Origin of the sequence: Nonomuraea rhodomycinica, assembly GCF_013363995.1 — a bacterium.
In the GTDB taxonomy this organism is placed as follows: Bacteria; Actinomycetota; Actinomycetes; order Streptosporangiales; family Streptosporangiaceae; genus Nonomuraea; species Nonomuraea rhodomycinica.
Map to the genome: position 1 here is coordinate 2278351 of NZ_JABWGO010000001.1, position 21848 is coordinate 2300198.

The window sequence follows — 21848 nt, forward strand, 5'->3', positions numbered from 1 at the left end:
GCGTCCGTCGTCGGCCGTCAGCTGAACGTGCGGACCAGGTTGGCCAGGGCGGCGTCCGCGTAGTGCCGGGGGCCCGTGCTGAGTCCGTAGGCCAGGTCCTCGATGAGGGCGCACCGGGCGTAGAAGCGCACCCGCGCCCGGTCGTCCTCGCCGAGGCCGCCGTCGTAGTGCGCGGCGACGGCCTCGAACACCTCGGGGCCGAGGTCGCGGTAGAGGCGGGCGAAGTCGTGGGCCGGGTCGGTGAAGGCCGCGTCGGTCCAGTCGAGGACGCCGGTCAGCAGGCCGGTCTCCGGGTCGGCCAGCAGGTGCTCGGCGCCGAGGTCGTTGTGGCAGAACCGCAGCGTGTCGGTGTCGGCGGGCACCGGGGCGCGCAGGAACGCCTCGACCAGCGGGCGCTGCTCCTCCGGCACGTGCTCCTCGACGTCGCGGTAGTCCTGGCCGGCGTCCTGGAGCAGCGTCGGCGCGGGGTAGAGGTCGGGCGGGGCCAGCTCGCGCAGCCCGTCGGCGGGGGCGGCGTGCAGGGCGCCGAGGAAGGCGCCCAGCGGCTCGGCCAGCCGCATCGGGTCGGGCACCGGGTGCAGGTTGACCGGCCGGCCGGGCAGCTTGCGGTAGGCGATGACGGCGGCCTCCGGGTCGCTGAAGACGACCTCGGGCACCGGCAGCGGGGAGATGGCGCGCACGGCGGCGAGCAGCGCGGTCTCGCGCCGGGTCTCCTCGCCGTCGGCGACCCGCGCGCCGCGGACGATCAGCTCGCCGTCGACCTCGTACACGACGTTGTCCAGGCCCTCGCCGAGCCGGACGATGGAGTGGATCTCGTGGCCGGGCAGATGGCGGGCCAGCAACGCGCGGATGTCGGCGATCACACTGCGCAGCCTAGGCCCGCCGGGCCCGCCGTGCGAGGGCCCGTGCCGACCGCGTCACCCGGTCACTTCAGCGCCCCGGCGGTCAGCCCGGCCTGGATCTGCCGCTGGAAGATCGTGTAGACGACCAGCATGGGCAGGATGGCCAGGGTCAGGGCGGCGAACAGCGCCGACCAGTCCTGGTCGTAGCCGGCCGCGGTGGAGATGTCGGCGATGCCCTGGGTGAGCACCCACTTGTCGCGCTCCTGGAGCAGCACCAGCGGGAGCTGGTACTGGTTCCACTGGCCGAGCACGTTGAAGATGGTGACGCTCACGATGCCGGGGCGGGCCATCGGCAGCATGATCTGGAAGAACACGCGGGTGTGCGAGGCGCCGTCCACCATGGCCGCCTCGCCGACCGCGGTGGGCAGGGTGCGGAAGAAGGCCGCGAGGAAGAACACGGTGAACGGCATCGAGTACGCGATGTAGACCAGCACCAGCCCGGCGTGGGTGTTGAGCCCGATGAACGGCCCGAGGACCGGCACGTTGCCCATGTTCTGCACCACGAAGAACAGCGGGGTCAGCGCCAGGTACACCGGGAAGGCCAGCCCGGAGACGAACATCAGGTAGAAGGCCCGGTTGCCGCGGAACGGGTAGCGGGCCAGCACGTACGCGGCCATGGAGCCGAGCAGCATGGTGCCGAACGTGCTGAACGTCACCACGACGACGCTGTTGAGCGTGTACTGCCCGATGTGCGCCTGCTCCCAGGCCCGGGCGAAGTTGTCCCAGTGCAGGGTCCGCGGCAGCGACCAGGCGTCGCCGAAGATCTCGTCCTCGCTCTTGACCGAGGCCAGGAACGTCCACAGGATCGGCACCACGACGAGCACGGTCCACACCAGCAGCGCCACGTGCGACAGCACGCCCAGCGGGCCGAGGCGCTTGCGGCGCTCGCGCCGCTCCTCCCGGCGCGAGGTCGCGACCGTCCCCGAGGTCATCGTCGTTGTCATCAGTACTCGATTCGTTCGCGCCTCGACAGGCGCAGCGAGATGATCGCGAAGCCGACGGTGAAGAAGAACATCACGACGCCGAGCGCGGAGGCGTAGCCGAAGCGGAAGTACGAGAACGCGTTGCGGTAGATCTCGGCCGCCATGACGGTCGTCGAGAAGTCGGGGCCGCCGTGCTGGTCGGTCATGACCCACACGATCGCGAACACGTCGAGCGCCAGGATGCCGAGGTACACCCAGGCCACCTGCACGGTGTCCCACAGCAGCGGCAGCGTGATGCGGAAGAACAGGCTCCCCCGCCCGGCCCCGTCGATCTGCGCCGCCTCGAACATGTCGCGCGGGATCGAGGCGAGGCCGGCGGAGAAGAGCACCACGTAGAAGCCGACGGCCTGCCAGACCATCACGCCGAGGACCGACCAGAAGGCGACGTCCGGGTTCGACAGGAACCCGACCGGCTCGACGCCGAGCGCCATGAGCGGCCCGTTGAGCATGCCGCTGCCGTCGGGCCGGAACACCTGCTGGAACAGCACCGCGACCACCGCCACGGCCAGCACCTGCGGGAAGAAGAAGATCACCCGGTAGAGCTTCGACCCCCTGATGCCGCCGAGACCGCCGCTGCCGCCGTTGCCGCCGCCCACGTTGAGCAGGAAGGCGAAGAACAGCGCGATGACGATCGTCAGCAGCGGCAGCAGCACGAGCAGCGCCGCGTTGTGCCGCACCGCCTTCCAGAAGATCCCGTCGGCGAACAGCCTGGCGAAGTTGTCGAACCCGACGAACCTCGGCGTGGCGGTCACACCCCGCCAGTCGGTCATCGCGATGTAGAAGGCCTGGATGTACGGCGAGATGACGTACACCAGGTAGAGCGTCACCGGGGCCGCGAGGAACGCGGTGATGAACAGCCCGCGCCGGTAGCGCTGGAACAGCATCAGCGCTTGAACTTCTTGATCGAGGAGTCGCCCTTGATCTCGTCGGCCTTCTTCTGCAGCCGCTCCAGGTACTTGTCGGGCGTCAGGCCGCCGGTCATGAGCTCGCCGGTGGCGGCGATGGCCTCGTCCTTGAGCTGGGCGTACCAGGTCTGCCAGCGGTAGGTGACGGTGTTGGCGCCCGCGGCGGTGACGGCCTTGGACGCGCTGGCCGCGCCCGGGGAGAGCTGCCGGCCCTCGCCCGCGCCCTTGACGACCGAGACGGTGCGGACCAGCTCGCTGAAGTCGCCGGCCGCCTTCTTCGACAGCATGGCGCGCAGGTACTCCATGCCGCCCTGGGGGTTGGCGCCCTTGGCCGGGACGATGAAGTTCTCGCCGGGCGAGGTGTGCAGGGTGCCGTACGGCATCTTGTCGGAGCCGGTGAAGTCGGGCAGCGGGAACATGCCGTACTCGAAGTCGGCGGGCGTGGTGGTCTTCTGCTCGTTCTCCAGCCACGACCCCGAGGGCAGCATGGCGACCTTGTACTTGTTCTGCGCGGTCTGGGTCTGGACGTGGTCGAGGCCGGCGGTGCCCTCCATGAGGTACTTCGCGCCGATCTCGGCCCAGGCGGCGGCCGACTGCTTCATCGGCTCGCTGGTCCAGGCGCCGTCCTCCAGGTTGTCGATGTTGACGAGCACCTCCGGCCCGCCGATCTTGGCGGCCAGGGTGAGCAGCGGCTCGTACAGGTACTGCGGGAACTTGCCGGCGTAGGTGAAGGGCGCCATCTTGCCGGACTTCTTGATCGTGTCGCAGAGCTTGAGGAACTCGTCCCAGGTCTTCGGCGGCTGCCAGCCGTTGTCGCGGAAGGCCTTCTGGGAGTACCAGATGCCGAAGATGTAGTTGACGTAGCCGAGCACGCTGAACGTGCCGTCGTAGGTGCCGATCTCGATGACGGCCGGGTCGAGCAGGTCGCGGACCTTGACGTTGGGGTCGTCCCAGCTCGGCGCGTCGAGCAGCGGGGTGAGGTCGTGGAGCTGGCCGTCCTGGGCGAGCGCGCCGAAGTCCATGGCGTTGGCGCCGGAGTTGTCGATGACGTCGGGCGGGTTGCCGCCGGCGAAGCGCGGCTGCAGGACCTTGGTGATCTCCTTGGTGGACTCGATCTTGATCTGCGCCTGCGGGTACTTGGTCTTGAACAGCGGCTGGTGGATGTCCTTGGCGTAGGCGGTGCCGAAGCCGCCGTCGAAGATCCAGACCTCCAGCGGTTTGTCGGCCGCGACGCCGAAGGGGTTGGCGGCGCTGGTGGCCACCGGTGCGGCCGAGGACGAGGCCGGCGCCTTGGACGCCGGGGTGGCGCAGGCGGCGAGCGCGCCGGCCACGGGGACCAGCGCGGCGCCCCGCAGGAGCTGGCGCCGGGTGATGTTCTGGGGGGTGTCGGTCATGATGGTGCTCTCCTGACTTTCAGGCTCCGCGTCTGATGCGCCCCGCGTAGCGGCTCTCCAGGGCCTTGTTGTGCTCGTCGCCGCCGGTCACGTTGACCGACAGGTAGATGGGCGGCGTCTCGCCGAGGGCCGCCAGGCGCTCCACCGCCTCGGTGACGACCATCTGCGCGAGCAGCGCCGAGGTGATCGTGGAGACGGCGCCGTACGTGCCGCCGCCGGGCAGGTCGAGGACGGCGTCCCCGTACGGCGAGCCGTTGTCCAGGACGACGTCGGCCAGGTCCAGCAGCCGCCGGCCGGACGGGTGGCGCGAGGTCATCCGGGTGCTGTGCGCGACCGAGGTGATCGCGATCAGCGGGTGGCCGCGGTCCTTGACGATCGTGGCCAGCTCCACCACCGTGCCGTTGACGCCGGAGCTGGAGACGAGCACGAACACGTCGCGCGGGTCCACCGGGGCGAGGTCGTAGATCCGGCGGGCGATCGCGGGGTCGCGCTCCAGCTCGGGGGTCAGCACGCCGGGCGGCTCACCGCCGTACAGGACGAGGTCGCGCGGCGAGAGCCGGTTGCTGGGCACCAGCCCGCCGGCGCGGCCGGCGATCTCCATGGCGATCGCCTCGGAGTGCCCGGACCCGAAGGCGTTGACCACCCCGCCGGCCCGCAGCGCCTCGACGATCAGCCCCGCCGCCCGGTTCACGGGCTCGGCCTGGCTCTCGGCGACCCGGTGCGCGAGCTCCAGGGCCTTGGTCGCGTACGTCATTCAGCCTCTCTCCACCCGGTGGCTCTCCACGGCGCTGATCGTGCGCTCGAACGCCTCGTTGGTGCGCTCGTAGGTGCGCTGGGCGACCGCCACGTACACGGCGTCCAGCACGAACAGCTGCGAGTGCACGGCGGCCAGCCCGCCGAGCCGGAACGTGGTCTCCCGGCTGGCCGTCGTGAGCACGAGGTCGGCCAGCTCGGCCAGCGGCGAGCGGGCGAAGGAGGTCACGGCGACCGTCGTCGCGCCGTGGCTGCCGGCCTCGGCCAGCGCCTCCATCACCTCGCGGGTGCGGCCCCGGTGGCTGATGCCGATCGCCACGTCGCCCGCGCCGAGCAGCGCGGCGTCCGACAGCGCGACGTGCGCGTCGCCCGCGCTCCAGCACGGCAGGCCGATGCGGCGCAGCCGCCCTTCGAGCATGGTGGCGACGTTGCCGCTGGTGGAGACGCCGACGAGCAGCACGCGGCGGGCGGCCACGACCGCGTCGGCCACCCGGGCGACCGTCTCGGAGTCGAGCTGGGCGGCGGTGTCCTGGATGAGCCGGGCGTCGGCGGCGGCCATGACCTCGATGGCGGAGTCGAGCGGGTCGTCCGGGCCGATCTCGTGGCCCACGCCCGCGCCCCATCCGGCCTGCGCGGCCCGGCCGGTCTCGGTGGCCAGCGCCACCCGCAGCTCGGCGTAGCCGGAGAAGCCGAACGCGCGGCAGAAGCGCGTCACGGTGGCGGGCGAGCTGCCCGCCCGTTCGGCGAGCGCGATGATCGTCGAGCGCGCGGCCTCGGCGGGATCGCCGAGGATCACCTCGCCGACCCGGCGCAACGCCTCCGGCAAACCGGGTAGTTCTGTTTCGACGCGCCCGAGCGCTCCTGAAGTCACGAATATTCCTTCCGAATACCCGGTCTTCTGGCGAAAATTATTCTTGCTAGCTGGTCGAGTCAACCCCCAGAATCGGACCGTGACGAAGTCGTTCGTGATCGGGGTCGACGCCGGCGCCACCTCCACCCGGGTGGCGGTCCACGCGCTGGACGGCTCCCGCGCCGGCTACGCCCGGGCCGGCGCCGGCAACCCGAGCGCCCACGGCCTCGGCAAGGCGCTCGCGGCGATCGGCGAGGCTCTCGGCAAGGCGCTCGACGGCATCGACCCGTCCCGCGTGGTGGCCTCCCTGGCCGGCGTGGCCGGGCAGGTCGAGGAGCTGCCCCGCGAGCTGGCCGAGGTCTGGGCCGAGCACGGCGTCGCCGCCGGGCCCCGGGTCACGGGCGACGTGGTGATCGCGTACGTGGCGGGCACGCCCGAGCCGTCCGGCTCGCTGCTGCTGTCCGGCACGGGCGCGGTGGCCGCCCGGGTCACGGACCACGAGCTGGAGGCCATCGCCGACGGGCTCGGCTGGCTGCTGGGCGACGCGGGCTCCGGCTTCTGGATCGGCCGCGCCGCCGCCAAGGCCGTGGTCGCGGCCCTCGACCGCGGCACCCGCGAGGGAGCTCTCGTCGAGCTGGTCCTGGACGACTTCCTGGGCGGATGGCGCGGCGCCACCGCCCGCGCCGACGCCGACCGGGTCGTGCGGCTCGCCCAGGCCGACCACATGCGGCTGGCGTCGCTGGCGGCGCCGGTGAGCAGGGCCGCCGCGGCGGGCGACCCGATGGCCGTGGAGATCGTCCGCGAGGCGGCCGGCCACCTGGCGGCCACGGTCGGGCGGGTCCACGTGTCCGGGCCGACCGTGCTGGCCGGGAGCGTGCTCACCAGCGACGGGCCCGTGCGGCAGGCGGTGGGCGCGCTGCTGGCGGGCCGGGAGGTGACGACGGCGGGCGACGGGGCCGGGGCGGCGGCCTGGCTCGCGGCCCGCGAGCTGATGCCGCCGGAGCGGGCACGCGAGCTGCACCCGCTGTTCACCGCCGTCCGCTGATCACTCGCTCGTGTCCTCCGGGGGCTTGGGGCCGCCGTAGATCGGGTTCTGGGCGACCCGTTTCTCCGACACGTAGAGGCGGACGACGCCCGGCCGGTCCGCCTCCGCCTCCCAGACGGTCCAGTCGTCCCCGACCGGCCGCGACTGCGCCGCCGGGTCCATGCCGTACCCTCCGCCGTTCTCGTTCGGGTCGATGATCCGGAAGACCGCCTTCAGGCCGCGCCTGCGGACCTCGGCCATGACCTCGCGCACCGGCCGCTCGTCCACGCGGAACCCGGCCAGCATCTGGCCCTTCCGCGTGGCCACGACGCTCGACTGGTAGCTCTCCCCGGGCCTGGCGACGCGGCCCAGGGACACGACGGCCTTGCCGGTGAGGTCCCGGCCCACCTGAACGGTGAGCGCGCAGCCGGCCTGACCGATCGTGCAGCCCTCGGGCTCGAGTTCACCGCCGATGCCCAGGCTCGGACCGGTGGTGCCGCTGCCTCCGATCTTGACCACCTCACCGACCCGGTCCGGGGGGACCGGCACCAGCTCCAGCGTGACGTCGAGACCCACCGCCCGGAACGCCTCCGAGTAGAGGGCGTGGTCGGCGAACGGGTCGCGGATCCTGGCCACCCACCAGTCGCCGCGCTGCTCGATCTCGATGGCCGCGTTGGCGTAGGAGGTCGCCGGGCCCGAGCCGTCCTCCAGGAAGCTGGGCCCGAGCACCATCGCGGCGGCGAGCGCGGCCGTCGCGAGAGCCCCTGCGAGCAGGCGGCGGGCGCGGCGCCTGCTCGCGGCGCCCGGCAGGGGCACGGGCGACGGGCGCTCGGCCGGGTCCGTGGCGGCGACGGAGGCCAGCAGCGCCCGCGCCCCCGCGCCGGACGCCCGGCCCGCCAGCTCGTCGTCGCGGACGCGGGCGAGGTCGGTCAGCTCGTTCATACGGCCTCCACGGCGTAGCGGTTGGCGGAGACGCCCGCGCCGGCCAGCGCCTTGGAGAACCGCCTGCGGGCGCGGTAGAGGCGGATGCGCACGGCGTTGCGGGAGCAGTCCAGGACCTTGGCGATCTGGCCCGGGTCGAGCCCTTCCCAGGCGACCAGCGCCAGGAGCTCGCGGTCGCCGTCGGGCAGCTCCTTGAAGGCCCGGGCGATGGCGCTCAGCTCGACGCTGCCCTCGGGCGAGTGGGCGTAGAGGTCGGCCACGTCGACGTCGAGCGCGACCAGGCGCCACCGGGCCGCGCCGCGGCGGTGGTTGGCCAGGACGTTGCGGGCGACGCCGTACAGCCACAGCCGGGCCTCGTCGCCGGGCGGCAGCGCGTCGGCGCGGCGCCAGGCGACGGCGAACGTCTCGGACACCACGTCGGCGGCGTCCTCCGGCGAGTCGCAGCGGCGCACCGCGTATCCGAGGATCTGCTCGTACGTCTGCTCGTAAACGGCCTCGAACCGGGTCCTCCGGTCGTCATCCACGGGCGGTCCCCATGGGCGGCCTCCTGTGTCAGGGGATGGTGGAACATCCCCTTCATGTCGGGAGACGCCAGAGCATTTCAGGATTTTTCATGAGGTGAGGATCGCGGCGCTTCCGTAGCTGCCGCCGAAGCCCGTGACCAGCGCCGCCTCGCGGCCGGCGCGCAGCTCCCTAACGGCCTGCGCCACGTTGTTGAGGCCGTGCACGTACCCCTCCGACAGCAGGCCGCCGTGCGGGTTGACCCACGCGTGGCGGCGCTCCAGCAGGTACGCGCCGAGGTCGGCCCGCTCCACCAGCCCGAAGTCCTCCAGTTGCCGGGGCACCAGCCACGAGTACGCGTCGTAGGGAAGGGCCGCGTCCAGGTCCGCGGGCCGCATGCCGGACGCCTCCCACAGCATGGGCGCCACGTACGCCGAGAAGATGTCCGTGACGTCGGGCGCCCGGTCCATCGCCGAGCAGCCGGGCCCGCCCCCGCGCACCACGGCCCGCACGCGCGGACCGCCGAGCACGCCGCTGACCAGCAGCGCGCACGCGCCGTCGGTCTCCTGGCAGCAGTCGGCGGTGCGCAGCGGCGTGCAGACGTACGGCCGGGCCAGGTAGTCGTCGAGCTCCATCGGCCCCCGGCGCAGCGCCCGGGGGTTGGTCTTGGCGTTGGCGCGCGACTGGGCGACGACGGCGTGCAGGTGCTCCTCGGTGAGGCCGGTGTCGTACAGGTAGCGGGTGGCGGCCAGGGCGAACAGCGGGATCGGCCCGGCCATGCCGTAGGTGAAGCGCTCCTGCGGGCCGGTGGAGACGGTGTTCATGCGCCGCCCGGAGCGGCCGTTGAGCGCCCGGTAGACCAGGACGTTGCGGGCCAGCCCGGCGTGGACGAGCATCGCGGCGTCGCCGAGGATCGAGGCGGCCTGCGTGCCGCCGCCGGCGATGTCGTTGTGCCAGCCGAGGCGCTCGATCCGGAGCGCGCGGGCCACCTGCACGACGGGCGCCGAGTCGTTCAGGTGGTAGCTGAGGACGGCGTCCACCTCGGCGGGGACGAGGCCGGCGTCGGCGCAGGCGGCGCGGCAGGCCTCGACCGCCTGGTCCAGCACCGTGCGGCCGGACTCGCGGGTCAGTGCGGTCATCCCGATCCCGGCCACGGCCGCGCGCCCGGCGAACGGCTGCATGGACGTCCTCCCCTGGCGCGGCGCGGATGGGCTGGACCGGGTCGCGGTCGCCCGCCGGGACGGGGCGCGATCCGTCCCGGCGGGCGACGTCTGCGGTGCTCGCCGTCACGCTAACGCGCCCCTGTTCTTTAGACAAGCGCTTGCTTCGGCAATCTCCGGCTGTAATACGGGAAGGTGATCAAGCGATACCCGATCCCCATCACCAAGAGGTGAGCGATGGATCTACGGCACGTACGGCACGCGATCGCGATCGCCCGCGCGGGCAGCCTCCGGCGGGCCGCCGCGGTGCTCCAGGTTCCCCAGCCGACCCTGTCGGAGCAACTGCGCGCCCTGGAGAAGGAGATCGGGGTCGAGCTGTTCACGCGCTCACCCAGCGGCGTGCGGCTGACCGAGGCGGGCGAGGCGTTCCTGGCGCAGGCGACGGTCGCCGTGGACGCCTTGGGGCGGGCCGTCACCGCCGCCCGGGGCAAGGGCCGCGCGATCCGGCTCGGCGTGGCCGACGGCCTCGGCGACGTCGTGGCGCGCATGCTCTCCCGCGTCGAGGGGACCAGGCTGCGAGTGGCGCCGATGAGCACGGCCGAGCAGCTCGTCTCCATCTCCGACGGCACCCTCCAGGCCGGCCTCGGGTACGCCCCGGGCTCGCTGCCGCGGGGCGTGGCCCGCATGACGGTGCGCCGCTGCCGGGTGCGCGCCCTGCTGCCCCGGGGGCACGAGCTGGCCGGGCTCGACCCCCTCTCCCTGGCCGAGCTCGCCGCGCTCCCCCTGGTGATGCCCGACTCCGACGCGGTCGCGGGGGCCCGCCGCTTCCTGGAGGGGTTCGTCCGGATGGGCCTGCACCCGCGGCTCGGCCCGTCGGCGGCCGGGCACGACGCGGTGATCACCATGGTCGAGGCGGGCGCCGGGTACTCGCTGAGCGTGCGCGAGGAGGTCGCGGTGCCGGACGGCCTGGTGTTCGTGCCGCTGGCGGAGGACGTGCCGCCGATCGAGGTGGTCTTCCTGTGGAACCGCCAGGCCGAGGTGGACGACCTGGCCCACGCGGCGCGGCACCTCGCCCGCACTGGATAGCGGTATTATCCAACGATGCGCATCTCGGAGCTGAGCACCCGGTCCGGCGTGGCCCTCGCGACCATCAAGTACTACCTGCGCGAGGGCCTGCTGCACCAGGGCGAGCAGGTCGCCGCAACCCGCGCCGAGTACGACGACTCCCATCTGCGCCGGCTGCGGCTGATCCGGGCCCTGCTGGAGGTCGGCAGGCTGCCCGTGGCCGCCATCAAGCAGGTGGTCGAGGCCGTGGAGGACGAGACGCTGCCCGTCCACCAGGTCCTCGGCACCGCCCACTACGCCCTCGGCCCCACGGTCGAGCCCGAGTCCGGCGAGCCGTGGGACGCGGCCCTGGCCCAGACCGACGCCATCATCGCCGGCCAGGGCTGGACCATCACGCCGCACGCGCCGACCCGGGCCGAGCTGGCCCAGACGCTGCTCACGCTGCGCCGCCTCGGCATGTCCACCGACGTGACCCGCTACGCCGAGGCCGCGCGGCGGATCGCCCGCGACGACATGGACACGATCCCGCTCGACGCGCCCCGGGAGAGCGCCGTGGAGGCGCTGGTGCTGGGCACGGTCCTGTACGGCCGGGCGCTGGACACGCTGCGCCGCATGGCCCACGAGTCGGAGTCCGCCCACCGCCTCGGCCTCGTCCCGGAGGACTCCCCCGCCGGAGAGGCCCCGGAGGCCCGCGCGGCCGGGAAGGATCAAAGCGGGCCCACCGGGTAGGCGCGCTCCCATGTTCGAGAACTTCGCGGCAGGCAGGATCGACGTGGGCGAGGCCGAGCTGTTCGTCCGCCACGGCGGCGCCGGCACGCCCGTGCTCCTGCTCCACGGCCACCCCCGCACCCACGCCACCTGGCACCAGGTGGCCGCCCGGCTGGCCCCCCACCACACCGTGGTCTGCCCCGACCTGCGGGGCTACGGCCGCTCCTCCAAGCCACCCACCACCCCCGACCACGAGCCGTACTCGAAGCGGGCGATGGCCCGCGACATGGTCGCGCTGATGCGCGCCCTCGGCCACGACCGGTTCGCCGTCGTGGGCCACGACCGGGGCGCGTACGTCGCCCACCGGCTGGCCGTGGACCATCCCGAGGCGGTCAGCCGGCTGATCGTGCTCGACGCCGTCCCGATCGGCGAGGCGCTGGCCCGCTGCGACGCGCGCTTCGCCGCGAGCTGGTGGCACTGGTTCTTCCTCGGCCAGACCGCCAAGCCCGCCGAACGGGTCATCAACGCCGACCCCGACGCCTGGTACCGGTACACCGACGAGCACATGGGCCGGGAGGCGTACGAGGACCTGCGCGCGGCCCTGCACGACCCGCGGGTCGTGCACGCGATGTGCGAGGACTACCGGGCCGGCCTGGGCGTCGACCGGGAGGCCGACGAGGCAGCGCAGGCGCAGGGCCGCCGGGTGCGCTGCCCGGCGCTGTTCCTGTGGGGCTCCAAGGACGACATGGAGGACCTGTACGGCGACCCGCTCGCGCTCTGGCGCTCCTGGGCCGACGACGTGCGCGGGCACGCCGTCGACAGCGGCCACCACATGGCCGAGGAGATCCCCGGCGAGCTGGCGCGGGAGATCCGGGAGTTCCTGGCGTCAGTCCCCGACGGTGACGGGACGCTTGAGTAACCACAGCGCGGCGCGCCGCAGCAGCGTGCGGTGGATCTCGTTGTCGTAGGAGCGGGTGTCGTGGCCGAGCGCGTCGTAGACCACGCGCCCGCGCCGCACCGGCCGGGCCCAGACGAGGGGCTGCCCGCCGGACGAGGCGAGGGGCCGCACGTCCGGCAGCACGTCCAGGTCGCTGTAGACCTCGTCCACCACGTCGAAGTCGCGCAGCCCCTCCACGATCGGGTGCTCGCCGTGGACCCGCACCCCGGTCCAGCCGAGCGGCGGGTGGTGCGACTTGGGCCAGGTCCAGCACCCGCCCAGCACGCGCGGCCAGCCCTGCCAGTCGTCGAAGCAGACGGCGGCGGCGTGCATGGCCAGCACGCCGCCGCCGCGCTCCAGGTGGTCCAGCAACGTGGTGCGGGCCTGGGCGGGCAGCTCGAAGCGCCACTGCCCGCGCAGGTCGGCGAAGCGGTCCTGGCCCATCCGCCAGCGCAGGGCGTTGACGGTGATGAGCTGGGTCTCGGAGGGCTCGCTGAGCGCGCCGGCGATGTCCTCGGTGATCTCCGACTCGATCCCGACCTCGGCCAGCACCTCGGCGAGCGCGGCGGAGGTGGCGTCGAAGTCGTGGAACGGGCCTCCTGACAGGATCAGATTTCTCGCCATCGCCCCACCCCATCACGCCCGCCGCGGCTTTTCCACCGCCGCGTCCCGCCGTGGGACACGAGGTGACCGGCCCGCGCCCGGCGGCGGGCGGTCCAGGCGGGGCTCCTATAGTCACCCTCATGGATCTCGGTATCGCGGGCAAGGTCGCACTCGTCACGGGAGGCAGCGCGGGCATCGGCCTGGCCGCCGCCCGCAGCCTGGCGCGGGAGGGGTGCGACGTCTGCGTGACGGCCCGCGACCCGGAGCGGCTGGCCGACGCCGTGGTGGGGCTCCAGGAGTTCGGCGGCGTGGTCCACGCGGTGCTGGCCGACGTGGAGGACCCGGCCTCGGCCGCCCGCGTGGCGGCCGAGACGCGCGACGTGCTGGGACCGGTGGACATCCTCGTGGCCAACGCCGGGGGCCCGCCCGCCGGGCGGTTCACCGACAAGAGCATGGAGGAGTGGGAGGTGGCGATCCAGCGCAACCTGCTGGGCACGGTCCGCCTCATCCACGCGGTGCTGCCCGAGATGCGCTCGCGCGGCTGGGGCCGCATCGTCACGGTCACCAGCCGCTCGGCGCGCGAGGCGCTCGACGGCCTCGCCCTGTCCAACGCCACCCGCTCGGGCGTGGCCGGCATCGTCCGGACCCTGGCGCGGGAGGTCGGCGGCGACGGCGTGCTGGTCAACAACGTGATGCCGGGCCCGATCGCGACCGACCGGCTGCGCGAGCTGGCGGGCGGCGACGAGGGCCTGGCCGGGCGGGCCGCGGCGGTGCCGGTGGGCCGGATCGGCGAGCCCGAGGAGGTGGGCGACGTGGTGGCGTTCCTCGCCAGCGAGCGCGCCTCGTACGTCAACGGCGTCTCCCTGCTGGTGGACGGCGGGGAGAGCCGGGTCATCGCCTGACCCCCGCGACTGGACGGCCTGCCGGCACCGACTTACCGGTAGGCCCGTTTCGCGTGACATGCTTCAAATGAGAACCTCGTGGAAGGCAGGGCCATGGACAAGCCGGTCATCGTGACGGTGGACGACGACCCGGGTGTGTCGCGGGCGGTCGCCCGTGACCTGCGCCGCCGGTACGGGCAGAGCTACCGGATCGTCCGCGCCGAGGCGGCGGACCAGGGCATCGCGGCCGTCAAGGAGATGCGCCTGCGCGGCGACGAGGTGGCGGCGATCCTCGCCGACTACCGCATGCCGCAGATGAACGGCGTGGAGTTCCTCGAAGCGGCCATGGACATGTACCCGTACGCCCGCCGGGTGCTGCTGACCGCCTACGCCGACACCGACGCCGCGATCCAGGCGATCAACGTGGTGGACCTCGACCACTACCTGCTCAAGCCGTGGGACCCGCCGGAGGAGAAGTTCTACCCGGTGATCGACGGCCAGCTCGACGCCTGGCACCGCACCGACCGGGTGGAGGTGGCGGAGCTGCGCGTGGTGGGCGACCGGTGGTCGGCCCCGTCGTACCGGGTGCGCGACTTCCTGGCCCGCAACCACGTCCCGTACCAGTGGATGCTGGCCGAGGACCCCGAGGGCGCCCAGCTCGTCGCGGCGGTCGGCGAGCAGTGCCACCTGCCGCTGGTGGTCACGGCCGACGGCACGTCCCTGCAGGCGCCCGACCCGTCCACGCTGGCCTCGGCCGTGGGGCTGTCCACGACACCGGCCACCGACTTCTACGACCTCATCGTGGTCGGCGGCGGCCCGGCCGGGCTGGGGGCGGCGGTCTACGGCGCCTCCGAAGGGCTCAACACGGTCCTGGTGGAGGCGCAGGCGTCCGGCGGCCAGGCCGGTCAGAGCTCACGGATCGAGAACTACCTGGGGTTCCCCGACGGCGTCTCGGGCCAGCAGCTCGCCGACCGGGCCCGCCGGCAGGCGCTGAAGTTCGGCGCCGAGCTGCTGACCGCGCGCAAGGTCACCCACCTGGAGCCGCGCGGCCAGGCCCGGGTGGTCGGCTTCAAGGACGGCGGCGAGATCGCGGCGCACGCGGTGATCCTGGCCACCGGCGTCACCTACCGGCGCCTGGACGCGCCGGGCCTGGACGAGTTCACCGGCCGGGGCGTCTTCTACGGCGCCGCGCTCACCGAGGCGCCGTCGTGCCGCGGCGTGGAGGTCTACATCGTGGGCGCGGCCAACTCGGCCGGGCAGGCCGCGGTCTACCTGTCGGGATTCGCGAGCAAGGTCCATCTGTTGGTGAGAGGTGATGGATTGGAGAGGTCCATGTCCCACTACCTCATCGAGCAGATCGACGCGATCCCCAACATCGAGGTCCACACCCAGACCCAGGTCACCGGAGGCAGCGGCGACGGGCACCTGGAGCGGCTCACGCTCAGCACGAAGGGCGAGGAGCGCACCGTCGACGCGCAGTGGCTGTTCGTCTTCATCGGCGCCGAGCCGTACACCTCCTGGCTGGGCGACACGGTCGAGCGCGACTCCAAGGGCTTCGTGCTGACGGGGCCCGACCTGCTGCAGGGCGGGCGGCGTCCGCGCAACTGGACGCTGCGCCGCGAGCCGTACTACCTGGAGACCAACGTCCCCGGCGTGCTGGCCGCGGGCGACGTGCGCGCCGAGTCGATCAAGCGGGTCGCCTCGGCCGTCGGGGAGGGCGCGATGGCCGTCGCGCTCGTGCACCGCTACCTGGAGAAGCAGTGACCACCACCACGATCGACATCGACGAGCTGCGCAAGCTGTTCCTGTTCGAGCGGCTCACCGACGAGCAGCTCACCAAGCTGGCCATGAGCGGCCAGGTGCGGTCGTACCAGGCCGGCGACCTGGTCGTCCGGCAGGGCGACCCCGCCGAGTGCTTCGCGGTGCTCATCGAGGGCGAGGTCCAGATGGTCCAGGAGACCGTCAGCGCCGGCACCGTCGCGATGCCCCGCACCTCCCAGCCCGGCGTGTACGGCGGGGCGACCTCCGCCTACCTGGGCGACCGGGCGCCGCAGACCTACCAGAACTCGCTGCGGGCCACCGCGCCGACCCGGATGTTCCTGCTGCCGGCCCGGAAGTTCGCGCACATCGTGGCCGAGTGGTTCCCGATGGCGATGCACCTGCTCGACGGCATGCTGTCGGGCGGCCGGATGCAGCGGGAGGTCATCGACCGCAGGCAGCGGCTGACGGCGCTCGGCACGATCACCGCGGGGCTCACCCACGAGCTGAACAACCCGGCCGCCGCGGCGGTGCGGGCCGTGGGCGAGCTGCGCACGCTGATCAGGTCGTCCCGGATGGAGCTGGCGCAGCTGGCCGAGAACGGCATACCGCCGGAGCGGCTGCGCGCGCTGGTCGAGATGCAGGAGAGCTGCACCGAGGCCCTGGGCAAGCTGCCGCCGCGCTCCCCGCTGGAGATCTCCGACGCCGAGGACGAGCTGGGCGAGGCGCTGGAGGAGCTGGGCGTGGACGGCGCCTGGGAGCTGGCCCCGGCGCTGGTCCAGGCCGGTTTCGGCCCGGCGCACCTGGACAAGGTGCGCAGGAAGGTGGGCGACGAGCACGCCCCGGCCGCGCTGCGCTGGCTGTCGGAGGCGGTCGAAATCTCGCAGATGCTGGGCGAGGTGACCGAGGCCACCGAGCGCATCGCGTCGCTGATCCGCTCGGCCAAGCAGTACTCCCAGATGGATCGCGCGCCGTTCCAGATCCTGGACGTGCACGACCTGCTCGACAGCACGATCGCGATCTTCCGCGGGAAGATCCCGCCGGGCATCAGCGTGGTCACCGACTACGACCGGACGCTGCCCCCGATCCCCGCCTACGGCGGCGAGCTGAACCAGGTGTGGACGAACCTCATCCACAACGCCCTCGACGCCATGGGCGAGGAGGGCACGCTGACGATCCGCACCGCGCACGACGAGGACGAGGCGATCGTCGAGATCGGCGACACCGGCCCCGGCGTGCCCGACGCGATCAAGGACCGGATCTTCGAGCCGTTCTTCACCACCAAGAGCGTCGGCCAGGGCACCGGGCTCGGGCTGGACATCTCGTACCGGATCATCGCCGGGCGGCACGGCGGCGAGATCAAGGTGCGGTCGGTGCCCGGCGAGACGTGGTTCGAGGTGCGCCTGCCGCTGCGCGAGCCCGCCTCCTCCACCGAGGAGTGACACAGCGGAGTGACCCGGACGCGGGGACGGCTCAGCCGATCAGGCGGCCGTCCTCCCGACGGATCCAGTAACGGCGCAGCACGCGCAGCACCACCGACACGTCCAGGGCGTTGATGCCCGGCAGGTGGGCGAGGTCGCGGGTGAGGAAGTCGCCGAGCTCCTCCTCGTGCCGGAAGACGCCCTGGTGGATGACCGACGTGGTGCCGGCCACGATGCTCACGTAGCGGGCCGAGGGGTGGCGGGCCAGTTCCTCGGCCACCGGCTGGATGGCGCCGGGCGAGGTGGTCAGCGCGACGATGACCTCCAGCGCGTAGCCCAGCAGGGCGGGCTCGACCTCAACCCTCGGCCGGACGACGCCGCGCCGCAGCAGCGACTGGATCGCCCGGTAGGCGGTCGACTGGCTCATGCCGAGGGCGCGGGCGGCCTGCGCCGCGGTGATGCGGCCGTTGGCGCGCAGCAGCCGCAGGACGCCGCCCTCCTCGGGGCCCGTGACCGCGGGCCTCGCGGGCAGGGGCTCCTCGGCCTCGGCCAGGGCCTTGACCTGGTCGTCGGCGAGCCGGCGCAGCCGCCACGAGTCGGCCTTGGTCAGCGCGCGCAGCACCAGCTCCGCGTGGGTGGACACCACGCCCGGCACGGCCGGGACGCGGGTGGTCAGCAGCTCGCGGGCCTGCGCGCGGTCGGCCGGGTGCAGGGCGCAGTAGACGTCGGCCCGGCCGGTGGTCTCGGCCACGAGCTGGGCCTCCGGCAGCTCGGCCAGCGCGGCCGCGACCCGCTCGGTCGCGCCCGGCGCGGTCTTCACCCAGACGTGGCGCGGGTTGCCGTCGGCGTGGACCGACCATTCGGCCTGCCCGATCACGCGCAGGACGCGCCGCTCCTCCAGCCGGCCGAGGCGCCGCCCGACCGTGCTGGGCGACATGCCGAGCACGTCGGCGAGCGCCGCGGCCGAGGCGCGCGGCGCGATCTGCAGGGCGGCGACCAGGTCGAGGTCCGCGTCGTCCAACACACCGAGACTGTATCGCGCATGCGATGGCAAAGAAGCGACCGATTCAGTCAAGCCGGAGTGTCTGCTTGCCATATTCCGTCATAGTGCGTGTAATGGATGGCCATAAACGCAGGAGGAGGATCGGGTGGGCACGACCGGGGCGACCGCGGAGTCACGACCGCTGAACGGCATGCTGCGCGCCCTCGGCGGCATCGAGCGGCTCGGCAACCGGCTGCCCCACCCGTTCTGGCTGTTCGTCATCCTCAGCGCGGCGCTGGCGCTGGCGAGCTGGGGCCTCGCGGCGGCGGGCGTGTCGGCGGTGAACCCGGCCACCTCCAAGACCGTGGCGGTCAAGAACCTGCTGTCGGCCGACGGCGTGCGGATGATGGTCGGCGACGCGATCGAGAACTTCACCTCCTTCCCGCCGCTCGGCACCATCCTCGTCGTCATGCTCGGCGTCGCGGTCGCCGAGCGGTCCGGGCTGCTCGCCGCCGTGCTGCGCTCCGGGGTGTCGAAGGTGTCGCCGCGCTGGGTGACGTTCGCGCTGGCCTTCACCGGCATGGTGGCGCACGTCGCCTCCGACGCGGCGTACGTGGTGCTCATCCCGCTCGGCGCGCTGGCCTTCCGGGCCGTGGGCCGCAGCCCGGTGCTGGGCGTGGTCGTGGCGTTCGTGTCGGTCTCGGCCGGCTACGACGCGAGCCCGCTCGTCACGCCGGTGGACGCCATCCTGTCCGGGCTGACCACCGCGGCGGCCCACACCGTCGATCCCGCCTACGTCGTCACCCCGCTGGCCAACTACTTCTTCTCCCTCGCCTCCTCGCTCGTGCTGGCCGCCACGATCACGCTGGTGACCGAGAAGCTGCTCGCCCGCCGGGCCGAGGCGCTGCCGGCCGACGAGGACGCCGAGGCCCTGAAGGACGACCTGGGCGAGCTGGCCCTGCGCCCCGAGGAGCGCCGCGGGCTGCGCGCCGCGCTACTCACGCTCGTCGTGTTCGTCGCCGCCGTGGTGCTGGCGGTGCTGCCCTCAGGCTCGCCGCTGCGCGGCGAGGGCGGCAGCATCGTGCGCTCGCCGCTGCTCACCTCCATCGCGGTCTTCCTCGCGCTGGCGTTCCTGGCCGCCGGCTGGGCGTACGGCAGGGCGGCCGGCACCGTCACCTCCGGCCGGGACGTGCCCGCGTTCATGGCCCACGGCATGCGCGAGCTGGCCCCGATCCTCGTGCTGTTCTTCGCGATCTCGCAGTTCCTGGCGTACTTCAGGTGGAGCGGGATCGGCGAGGTCCTCGCCATCGACGGCGCGGGCCTGCTGAAGTCGGCCGGCGTCACCGGCCCGGTCGTCTTCCTCGGCATCCTGGCCGTGGTGACCGTCATCAACCTGGTCGTGACCAGCGGCTCGGCGCAGTGGGCGCTGGTCGGGCCGGTGTTCGTGCCGATGCTGATGCTGCTGGACATCCCGCCGGAGTACACCCAGGCGCTCTACCGCATCGCCGACTCCTGCACCAACGCGATCACGCCGATGAGCCCCTACTTCGTGATGGCGCTCGGCTTCCTGCAGCGCTACCGCCGCTCGGCCGGCATCGGCACGCTGGCCTCGATGACCGTTCCGCTGTCGCTCACGCTGCTCGTGGTATGGACAGTGCTGTTCTTCGTGTTCTGGTGGCTCGGCCTCCCGCTGGGCCCCGGCGCACCCGTCCGCTAGCCCCCAGAGCCGGGGCGGCCGTCCGGCGGCCCCAGGAAGGAGACTTGTGTCGATCACCGACTGGACCCGGGAGGCCCTGCCCGCCATGCTCGACGACCTCCGCACGGTCGTCGAGCTGGAGACCCACAGCTCCGACAAGGCCATGCTGACCGCCGGTCTGAGCGGCGTGCGCGCCCTCGCCGCCGAGCGGCTGGGCCCGCCCGACGTGGCCGCCGTGCACGACGGCGGCGAGCTCGGCGACGTGCTGGAGCTGACCTACCACGGCACCGCTCCCGGCACCGTGCTCATGGCCAGCCACTACGACACGGTGTGGCCGACGGGCACGCTGGCCGCGTGGCCGTTCACCGTGTCGGGGGGCAAGGCGACCGGCCCGGGCGTGTTCGACATGAAGACGGGCCTGGTGCAGTCGATCTGGGCGCTGCGCGGGCTGCGCGAGCTGGGCCTGCCCCACCCGTCGGTGCGGCTGCTGTTCAACGGCGACGAGGAGATCGGCAGCCCGTTCTCCCGCCCGTACATCGAGGCCGCCAGCGAGGACGCGCTGGCGACGCTGGTGTTCGAGGCGTCGGGCGGCGGCGCGCTGAAGACGGCGCGCAAGGGCGTCGGCCTGTTCGACGTGACCGTGACCGGGATCGAGGCGCACGCGGGCCTCGACCCCGAGGCGGGGGCGAGCGCCGTCCACGCGCTGGCCGAGATCATCACCCAGGTCACCGGGGCGGCCGCCCCCGAGCGCGGCACCACGGTCAACGTCGGCCTGGTCAGCGGCGGCACCGGCCGCAACGTCGCGGCGGGACACGCCACGGCGGGCATCGACGTGCGGGTCAGCGAGCCGTCGGAGATGGCCCGGGTCGAGGAGGCGTTCGCCGCGGTGCGGGCCGCCGACCCGCGCGTCTCGGTCACCGTGTCGGGCGTGTGGAACCGGCCGCCGATGACGCAGAACCCCGCCTCGCAGCGGCTGTTCAAGGAGGCCCAGGCGGTGGCGGCGGGCTTCGGGATGCCGCTGGAGGAGATCTCGGTGGGCGGCGCCAGCGACGCGAACTTCGTCTCGGCGCTGGGCCGGCCGGTGCTGGACGGCCTGGGCGCGGTGGGCGGCGGCGCGCACGCGCGGCACGAGCACGTGGTCGTCGGCCACATCCCGGAGCGGACGGCGCTGACGATGGGGCTGATCACCGCCCTGGCCTGAGACGCCGGGGAAGGCGGCCGGGACAAAGCTTCGCGTGGCGGGGGTCTCAAGCGGGGGTGAACCTGATACGCTCCCAAGCGAGCGCTTGGTTTACCCCTCCGAGAGGCCGCCGCATGAAGTTCTCAACCTTCCACCTCTTCCACCGTTTCGACGGGCAGAGCTTCGAGGACGTCTACGCCTACCATCTGGAGCTCATCGAGCTGGCCGAGGAGCTGGGCTTCGACGGGGTGCGGCTGGCCGAGCACCACTTCCGCGACTACGGCGTGGCGCCCAACCTGTTCACCATGCTGGCCCACGCCGCCGCCCGCACCTCGCGCCTGCGGCTCGGCACCGGCATCGTGGTGCTGCCGCTGCACAACCCCATACACGTGGCCGAGGAGGCCGCCCAGGTGGACGTGCTCTCCGGCGGGCGCCTGGACCTCGGCATCGGCCGCGGCTACCAGAGCTACGAGTTCGAGGGCTTCGGCGTGGACCTGGCCGAGGCCCGCGACCGCTTCAACGAGGCGCTGGAGGTGATCCTGGGCCTCTGGACGCGCGAGTCGTTCCAGCACGAGGGCAAGTTCTACCGGACCGGCACCGAGGTGTCGCTGGTCCCCCGCCCCCTCCAGGCCCCGCACCCGCCGCTGCACGTGGCCGCCGTGTCGCCCGAGACCGTCACCATGTACGCCGAGCGCGGGCTGCCCATCCTGGCCGACCCCGTGGCGACGTTCCGCAAGGTCGTCAAGGCGGCCGAGACGTGGCGGGACACCGCGGCCCGCGCCGGGCACGGCACGGACGCCGAACTGGTCGTGGCGCGCAGCGTCTACGTGGCGCCGACCGCCGAGCAGGCGCGCGACGACCAGGCCCGCTTCGAGGCGGCCTTCGACCGCTCGCGCATCTTCAACGAGCGCAGCGCGCCCATCGACCCGCGCACGGGCAAGGCCGCGCAGGGCTTCGAGTACTACCAGGACCGCTACCTCAAGGGCGGCAGCCTGTCGCCGGACTTCCGGTGGGAGCAGCTCGACGTGATCGGCGACCCGGCGCGGGTCGTCGAGCAGATCACGCTGCTGCGCGACGCCGGCTTCGCCAACCTGCTGTGCGACTTCGGCAGCACGCGGCCCATGCCGCTGGAGGAGATGAAGAAGGTCATGCGCTTCTTCGCCGCCGAGGTCATGCCCGCCTTCGCCTGACCCCTCGCCGTCC

21 protein-coding genes are annotated in these 21848 nt (G+C 73.0%); 10 read left to right on the forward strand and 11 right to left on the reverse strand.

Annotation, left to right across the window (positions count from 1 at the left end; genetic code table 11):
* Positions 1-17 precede the first annotated feature (17 nt).
* The 6 genes from HT134_RS10440 to HT134_RS10465 form a co-directional block, all read right to left on the reverse strand.
* Positions 18-863 carry a phosphotransferase family protein gene (locus HT134_RS10440; protein WP_175599917.1) on the reverse strand — a complete coding sequence of 282 codons (846 nt, stop codon included), beginning with the start codon at positions 861-863 and terminating at the stop codon, positions 18-20.
* A gap of 62 nt (positions 864-925) precedes the next feature.
* Positions 926-1846 carry a carbohydrate ABC transporter permease gene (locus HT134_RS10445; RefSeq protein ID WP_246363632.1) on the reverse strand — a complete coding sequence of 307 codons (921 nt, stop codon included), beginning with the start codon at positions 1844-1846 and terminating at the stop codon, positions 926-928.
* A complete protein-coding gene (locus tag HT134_RS10450; RefSeq protein ID WP_175599918.1) occupies positions 1846-2769 on the reverse strand; it encodes a carbohydrate ABC transporter permease in 924 nt (307 codons plus the stop codon). Before HT134_RS10450 ends, HT134_RS10445 begins: the two co-directional genes overlap by 1 nt.
* The gene (gene ngcE / locus HT134_RS10455; protein WP_175599919.1) at positions 2769-4184 is read right to left on the reverse strand and encodes an N-acetylglucosamine/diacetylchitobiose ABC transporter substrate-binding protein; all 1416 of its coding nucleotides are present in this window, start codon (positions 4182-4184) and stop codon (positions 2769-2771) included. The genes HT134_RS10450 and ngcE overlap by 1 nt, the downstream gene beginning before the upstream one ends.
* Before the next feature lie 19 nt (positions 4185-4203).
* Positions 4204-4938 (reverse strand): sugar isomerase domain-containing protein, encoded by a 735-nt coding sequence (locus HT134_RS10460; protein ID WP_175599920.1) that lies wholly within the window; start codon positions 4936-4938, stop codon positions 4204-4206.
* The gene (locus HT134_RS10465; RefSeq protein WP_175594269.1) at positions 4939-5808 is read right to left on the reverse strand and encodes a MurR/RpiR family transcriptional regulator; all 870 of its coding nucleotides are present in this window, start codon (positions 5806-5808) and stop codon (positions 4939-4941) included.
* Between the two features lie 79 nt (positions 5809-5887).
* Between HT134_RS10465 and HT134_RS10470 the strand changes: the two genes are divergently transcribed.
* Positions 5888-6832: an N-acetylglucosamine kinase gene (locus HT134_RS10470; protein WP_175599921.1), complete on the forward strand. Its 945-nt coding sequence runs from the start codon at positions 5888-5890 to the stop codon at positions 6830-6832.
* Here the strand turns inward: HT134_RS10470 and HT134_RS10475 are convergent, their stop codons facing one another.
* The 3 genes from HT134_RS10475 to HT134_RS10485 all read right to left on the reverse strand — a co-directional run bounded on the left by HT134_RS10475 (position 6833) and on the right by HT134_RS10485 (position 9435).
* Positions 6833-7753 carry a hypothetical protein gene (locus HT134_RS10475; RefSeq protein ID WP_175599922.1) on the reverse strand — a complete coding sequence of 307 codons (921 nt, stop codon included), beginning with the start codon at positions 7751-7753 and terminating at the stop codon, positions 6833-6835.
* Positions 7750-8277: an RNA polymerase sigma factor gene (locus HT134_RS10480; RefSeq protein WP_175599923.1), complete on the reverse strand. Its 528-nt coding sequence runs from the start codon at positions 8275-8277 to the stop codon at positions 7750-7752. The genes HT134_RS10475 and HT134_RS10480 overlap by 4 nt, the downstream gene beginning before the upstream one ends.
* 87 nt (positions 8278-8364) lie before the next feature.
* The gene (locus HT134_RS10485; protein ID WP_175599924.1) at positions 8365-9435 is read right to left on the reverse strand and encodes a thiolase C-terminal domain-containing protein; all 1071 of its coding nucleotides are present in this window, start codon (positions 9433-9435) and stop codon (positions 8365-8367) included.
* A gap of 216 nt (positions 9436-9651) precedes the next feature.
* On the opposite strand from HT134_RS10485, the gene HT134_RS10490 reads away from it, so the two are divergent.
* From HT134_RS10490 to HT134_RS10500, 3 genes are read left to right on the forward strand one after another with little or no spacing between them, the layout of a single operon-like run.
* A complete protein-coding gene (locus HT134_RS10490; RefSeq protein ID WP_175599925.1) occupies positions 9652-10500 on the forward strand; it encodes a LysR family transcriptional regulator in 849 nt (282 codons plus the stop codon).
* A gap of 15 nt (positions 10501-10515) precedes the next feature.
* Positions 10516-11208 (forward strand): MerR family transcriptional regulator, encoded by a 693-nt coding sequence (locus HT134_RS10495; protein ID WP_175599926.1) that lies wholly within the window; start codon positions 10516-10518, stop codon positions 11206-11208.
* A gap of 10 nt (positions 11209-11218) precedes the next feature.
* The gene (locus tag HT134_RS10500) at positions 11219-12106 is read left to right on the forward strand and encodes an alpha/beta fold hydrolase (protein WP_175599927.1); all 888 of its coding nucleotides are present in this window, start codon (positions 11219-11221) and stop codon (positions 12104-12106) included.
* Here HT134_RS10500 and HT134_RS10505 read toward each other — a convergent pair.
* Entirely contained in the window at positions 12074-12748 is a 675-nt protein-coding gene (locus tag HT134_RS10505; protein ID WP_175599928.1) for a ThuA domain-containing protein, read from the reverse strand. The genes HT134_RS10500 and HT134_RS10505 overlap by 33 nt on opposite strands.
* A 119-nt stretch (positions 12749-12867) precedes the next feature.
* On the opposite strand from HT134_RS10505, the gene HT134_RS10510 reads away from it, so the two are divergent.
* The 3 genes from HT134_RS10510 to HT134_RS10520 all read left to right on the forward strand — a co-directional run bounded on the left by HT134_RS10510 (position 12868) and on the right by HT134_RS10520 (position 16808).
* A complete protein-coding gene (locus HT134_RS10510; protein ID WP_175599929.1) occupies positions 12868-13629 on the forward strand; it encodes an SDR family NAD(P)-dependent oxidoreductase in 762 nt (253 codons plus the stop codon).
* Positions 13630-13707: 78 nt separating this feature from the next.
* Entirely contained in the window at positions 13708-15372 is a 1665-nt protein-coding gene (locus HT134_RS10515; protein WP_312888058.1) for an NAD(P)/FAD-dependent oxidoreductase, read from the forward strand.
* Positions 15369-16808: an ATP-binding protein gene (locus HT134_RS10520; RefSeq protein ID WP_175599930.1), complete on the forward strand. Its 1440-nt coding sequence runs from the start codon at positions 15369-15371 to the stop codon at positions 16806-16808. The genes HT134_RS10515 and HT134_RS10520 overlap by 4 nt, the downstream gene beginning before the upstream one ends.
* A gap of 31 nt (positions 16809-16839) precedes the next feature.
* Here HT134_RS10520 and HT134_RS10525 read toward each other — a convergent pair whose 3' ends face one another.
* Positions 16840-17811, reverse strand: coding sequence for an Lrp/AsnC ligand binding domain-containing protein (locus HT134_RS10525; protein WP_312888059.1), 972 nt, complete (start codon positions 17809-17811; stop codon positions 16840-16842).
* A 169-nt stretch (positions 17812-17980) separates the two neighbouring features.
* Between HT134_RS10525 and HT134_RS10530 the strand changes: the two genes are divergently transcribed.
* From HT134_RS10530 to HT134_RS10540, 3 genes are all read left to right on the forward strand, one after another.
* A complete protein-coding gene (locus tag HT134_RS10530) occupies positions 17981-19486 on the forward strand; it encodes an AbgT family transporter (RefSeq protein WP_175600277.1) in 1506 nt (501 codons plus the stop codon).
* A gap of 85 nt (positions 19487-19571) precedes the next feature.
* Positions 19572-20666 (forward strand): M20 family metallopeptidase, encoded by a 1095-nt coding sequence (locus HT134_RS10535; protein WP_175600278.1) that lies wholly within the window; start codon positions 19572-19574, stop codon positions 20664-20666.
* A gap of 113 nt (positions 20667-20779) precedes the next feature.
* The gene (locus HT134_RS10540; RefSeq protein WP_175599932.1) at positions 20780-21835 is read left to right on the forward strand and encodes an LLM class flavin-dependent oxidoreductase; all 1056 of its coding nucleotides are present in this window, start codon (positions 20780-20782) and stop codon (positions 21833-21835) included.
* Positions 21836-21848 lie beyond the last annotated feature (13 nt).

Excerpts from the sequence above, each read along its gene's own strand:
- HT134_RS10445 (WP_246363632.1), bottom strand. The coding sequence starts at position 1,846 with ATGACAACGACGATGACCTCGGGGACGGTCGCGACCTCGCGCCGGGAG.
- HT134_RS10450 (WP_175599918.1), bottom strand. The coding sequence starts at position 2,769 with ATGCTGTTCCAGCGCTACCGGCGCGGGCTGTTCATCACCGCGTTCCTC.
- ngcE (WP_175599919.1), bottom strand. The coding sequence starts at position 4,184 with ATGACCGACACCCCCCAGAACATCACCCGGCGCCAGCTCCTGCGGGGC.
- HT134_RS10460 (WP_175599920.1), bottom strand. The coding sequence starts at position 4,938 with ATGACGTACGCGACCAAGGCCCTGGAGCTCGCGCACCGGGTCGCCGAG.
- HT134_RS10475 (WP_175599922.1), bottom strand. The coding sequence starts at position 7,753 with ATGAACGAGCTGACCGACCTCGCCCGCGTCCGCGACGACGAGCTGGCG.
- HT134_RS10485 (WP_175599924.1), bottom strand. The coding sequence starts at position 9,435 with ATGCAGCCGTTCGCCGGGCGCGCGGCCGTGGCCGGGATCGGGATGACC.
- HT134_RS10490 (WP_175599925.1), top strand. The coding sequence starts at position 9,652 with ATGGATCTACGGCACGTACGGCACGCGATCGCGATCGCCCGCGCGGGC.
- HT134_RS10495 (WP_175599926.1), top strand. The coding sequence starts at position 10,516 with ATGCGCATCTCGGAGCTGAGCACCCGGTCCGGCGTGGCCCTCGCGACC.
- HT134_RS10500 (WP_175599927.1), top strand. The coding sequence starts at position 11,219 with ATGTTCGAGAACTTCGCGGCAGGCAGGATCGACGTGGGCGAGGCCGAG.
- HT134_RS10505 (WP_175599928.1), bottom strand. The coding sequence starts at position 12,748 with ATGGCGAGAAATCTGATCCTGTCAGGAGGCCCGTTCCACGACTTCGAC.
- HT134_RS10510 (WP_175599929.1), top strand. The coding sequence starts at position 12,868 with ATGGATCTCGGTATCGCGGGCAAGGTCGCACTCGTCACGGGAGGCAGC.
- HT134_RS10530 (WP_175600277.1), top strand. The coding sequence starts at position 17,981 with ATGCTGCGCGCCCTCGGCGGCATCGAGCGGCTCGGCAACCGGCTGCCC.
- HT134_RS10535 (WP_175600278.1), top strand. The coding sequence starts at position 19,572 with ATGCTCGACGACCTCCGCACGGTCGTCGAGCTGGAGACCCACAGCTCC.
- HT134_RS10540 (WP_175599932.1), top strand. The coding sequence starts at position 20,780 with ATGAAGTTCTCAACCTTCCACCTCTTCCACCGTTTCGACGGGCAGAGC.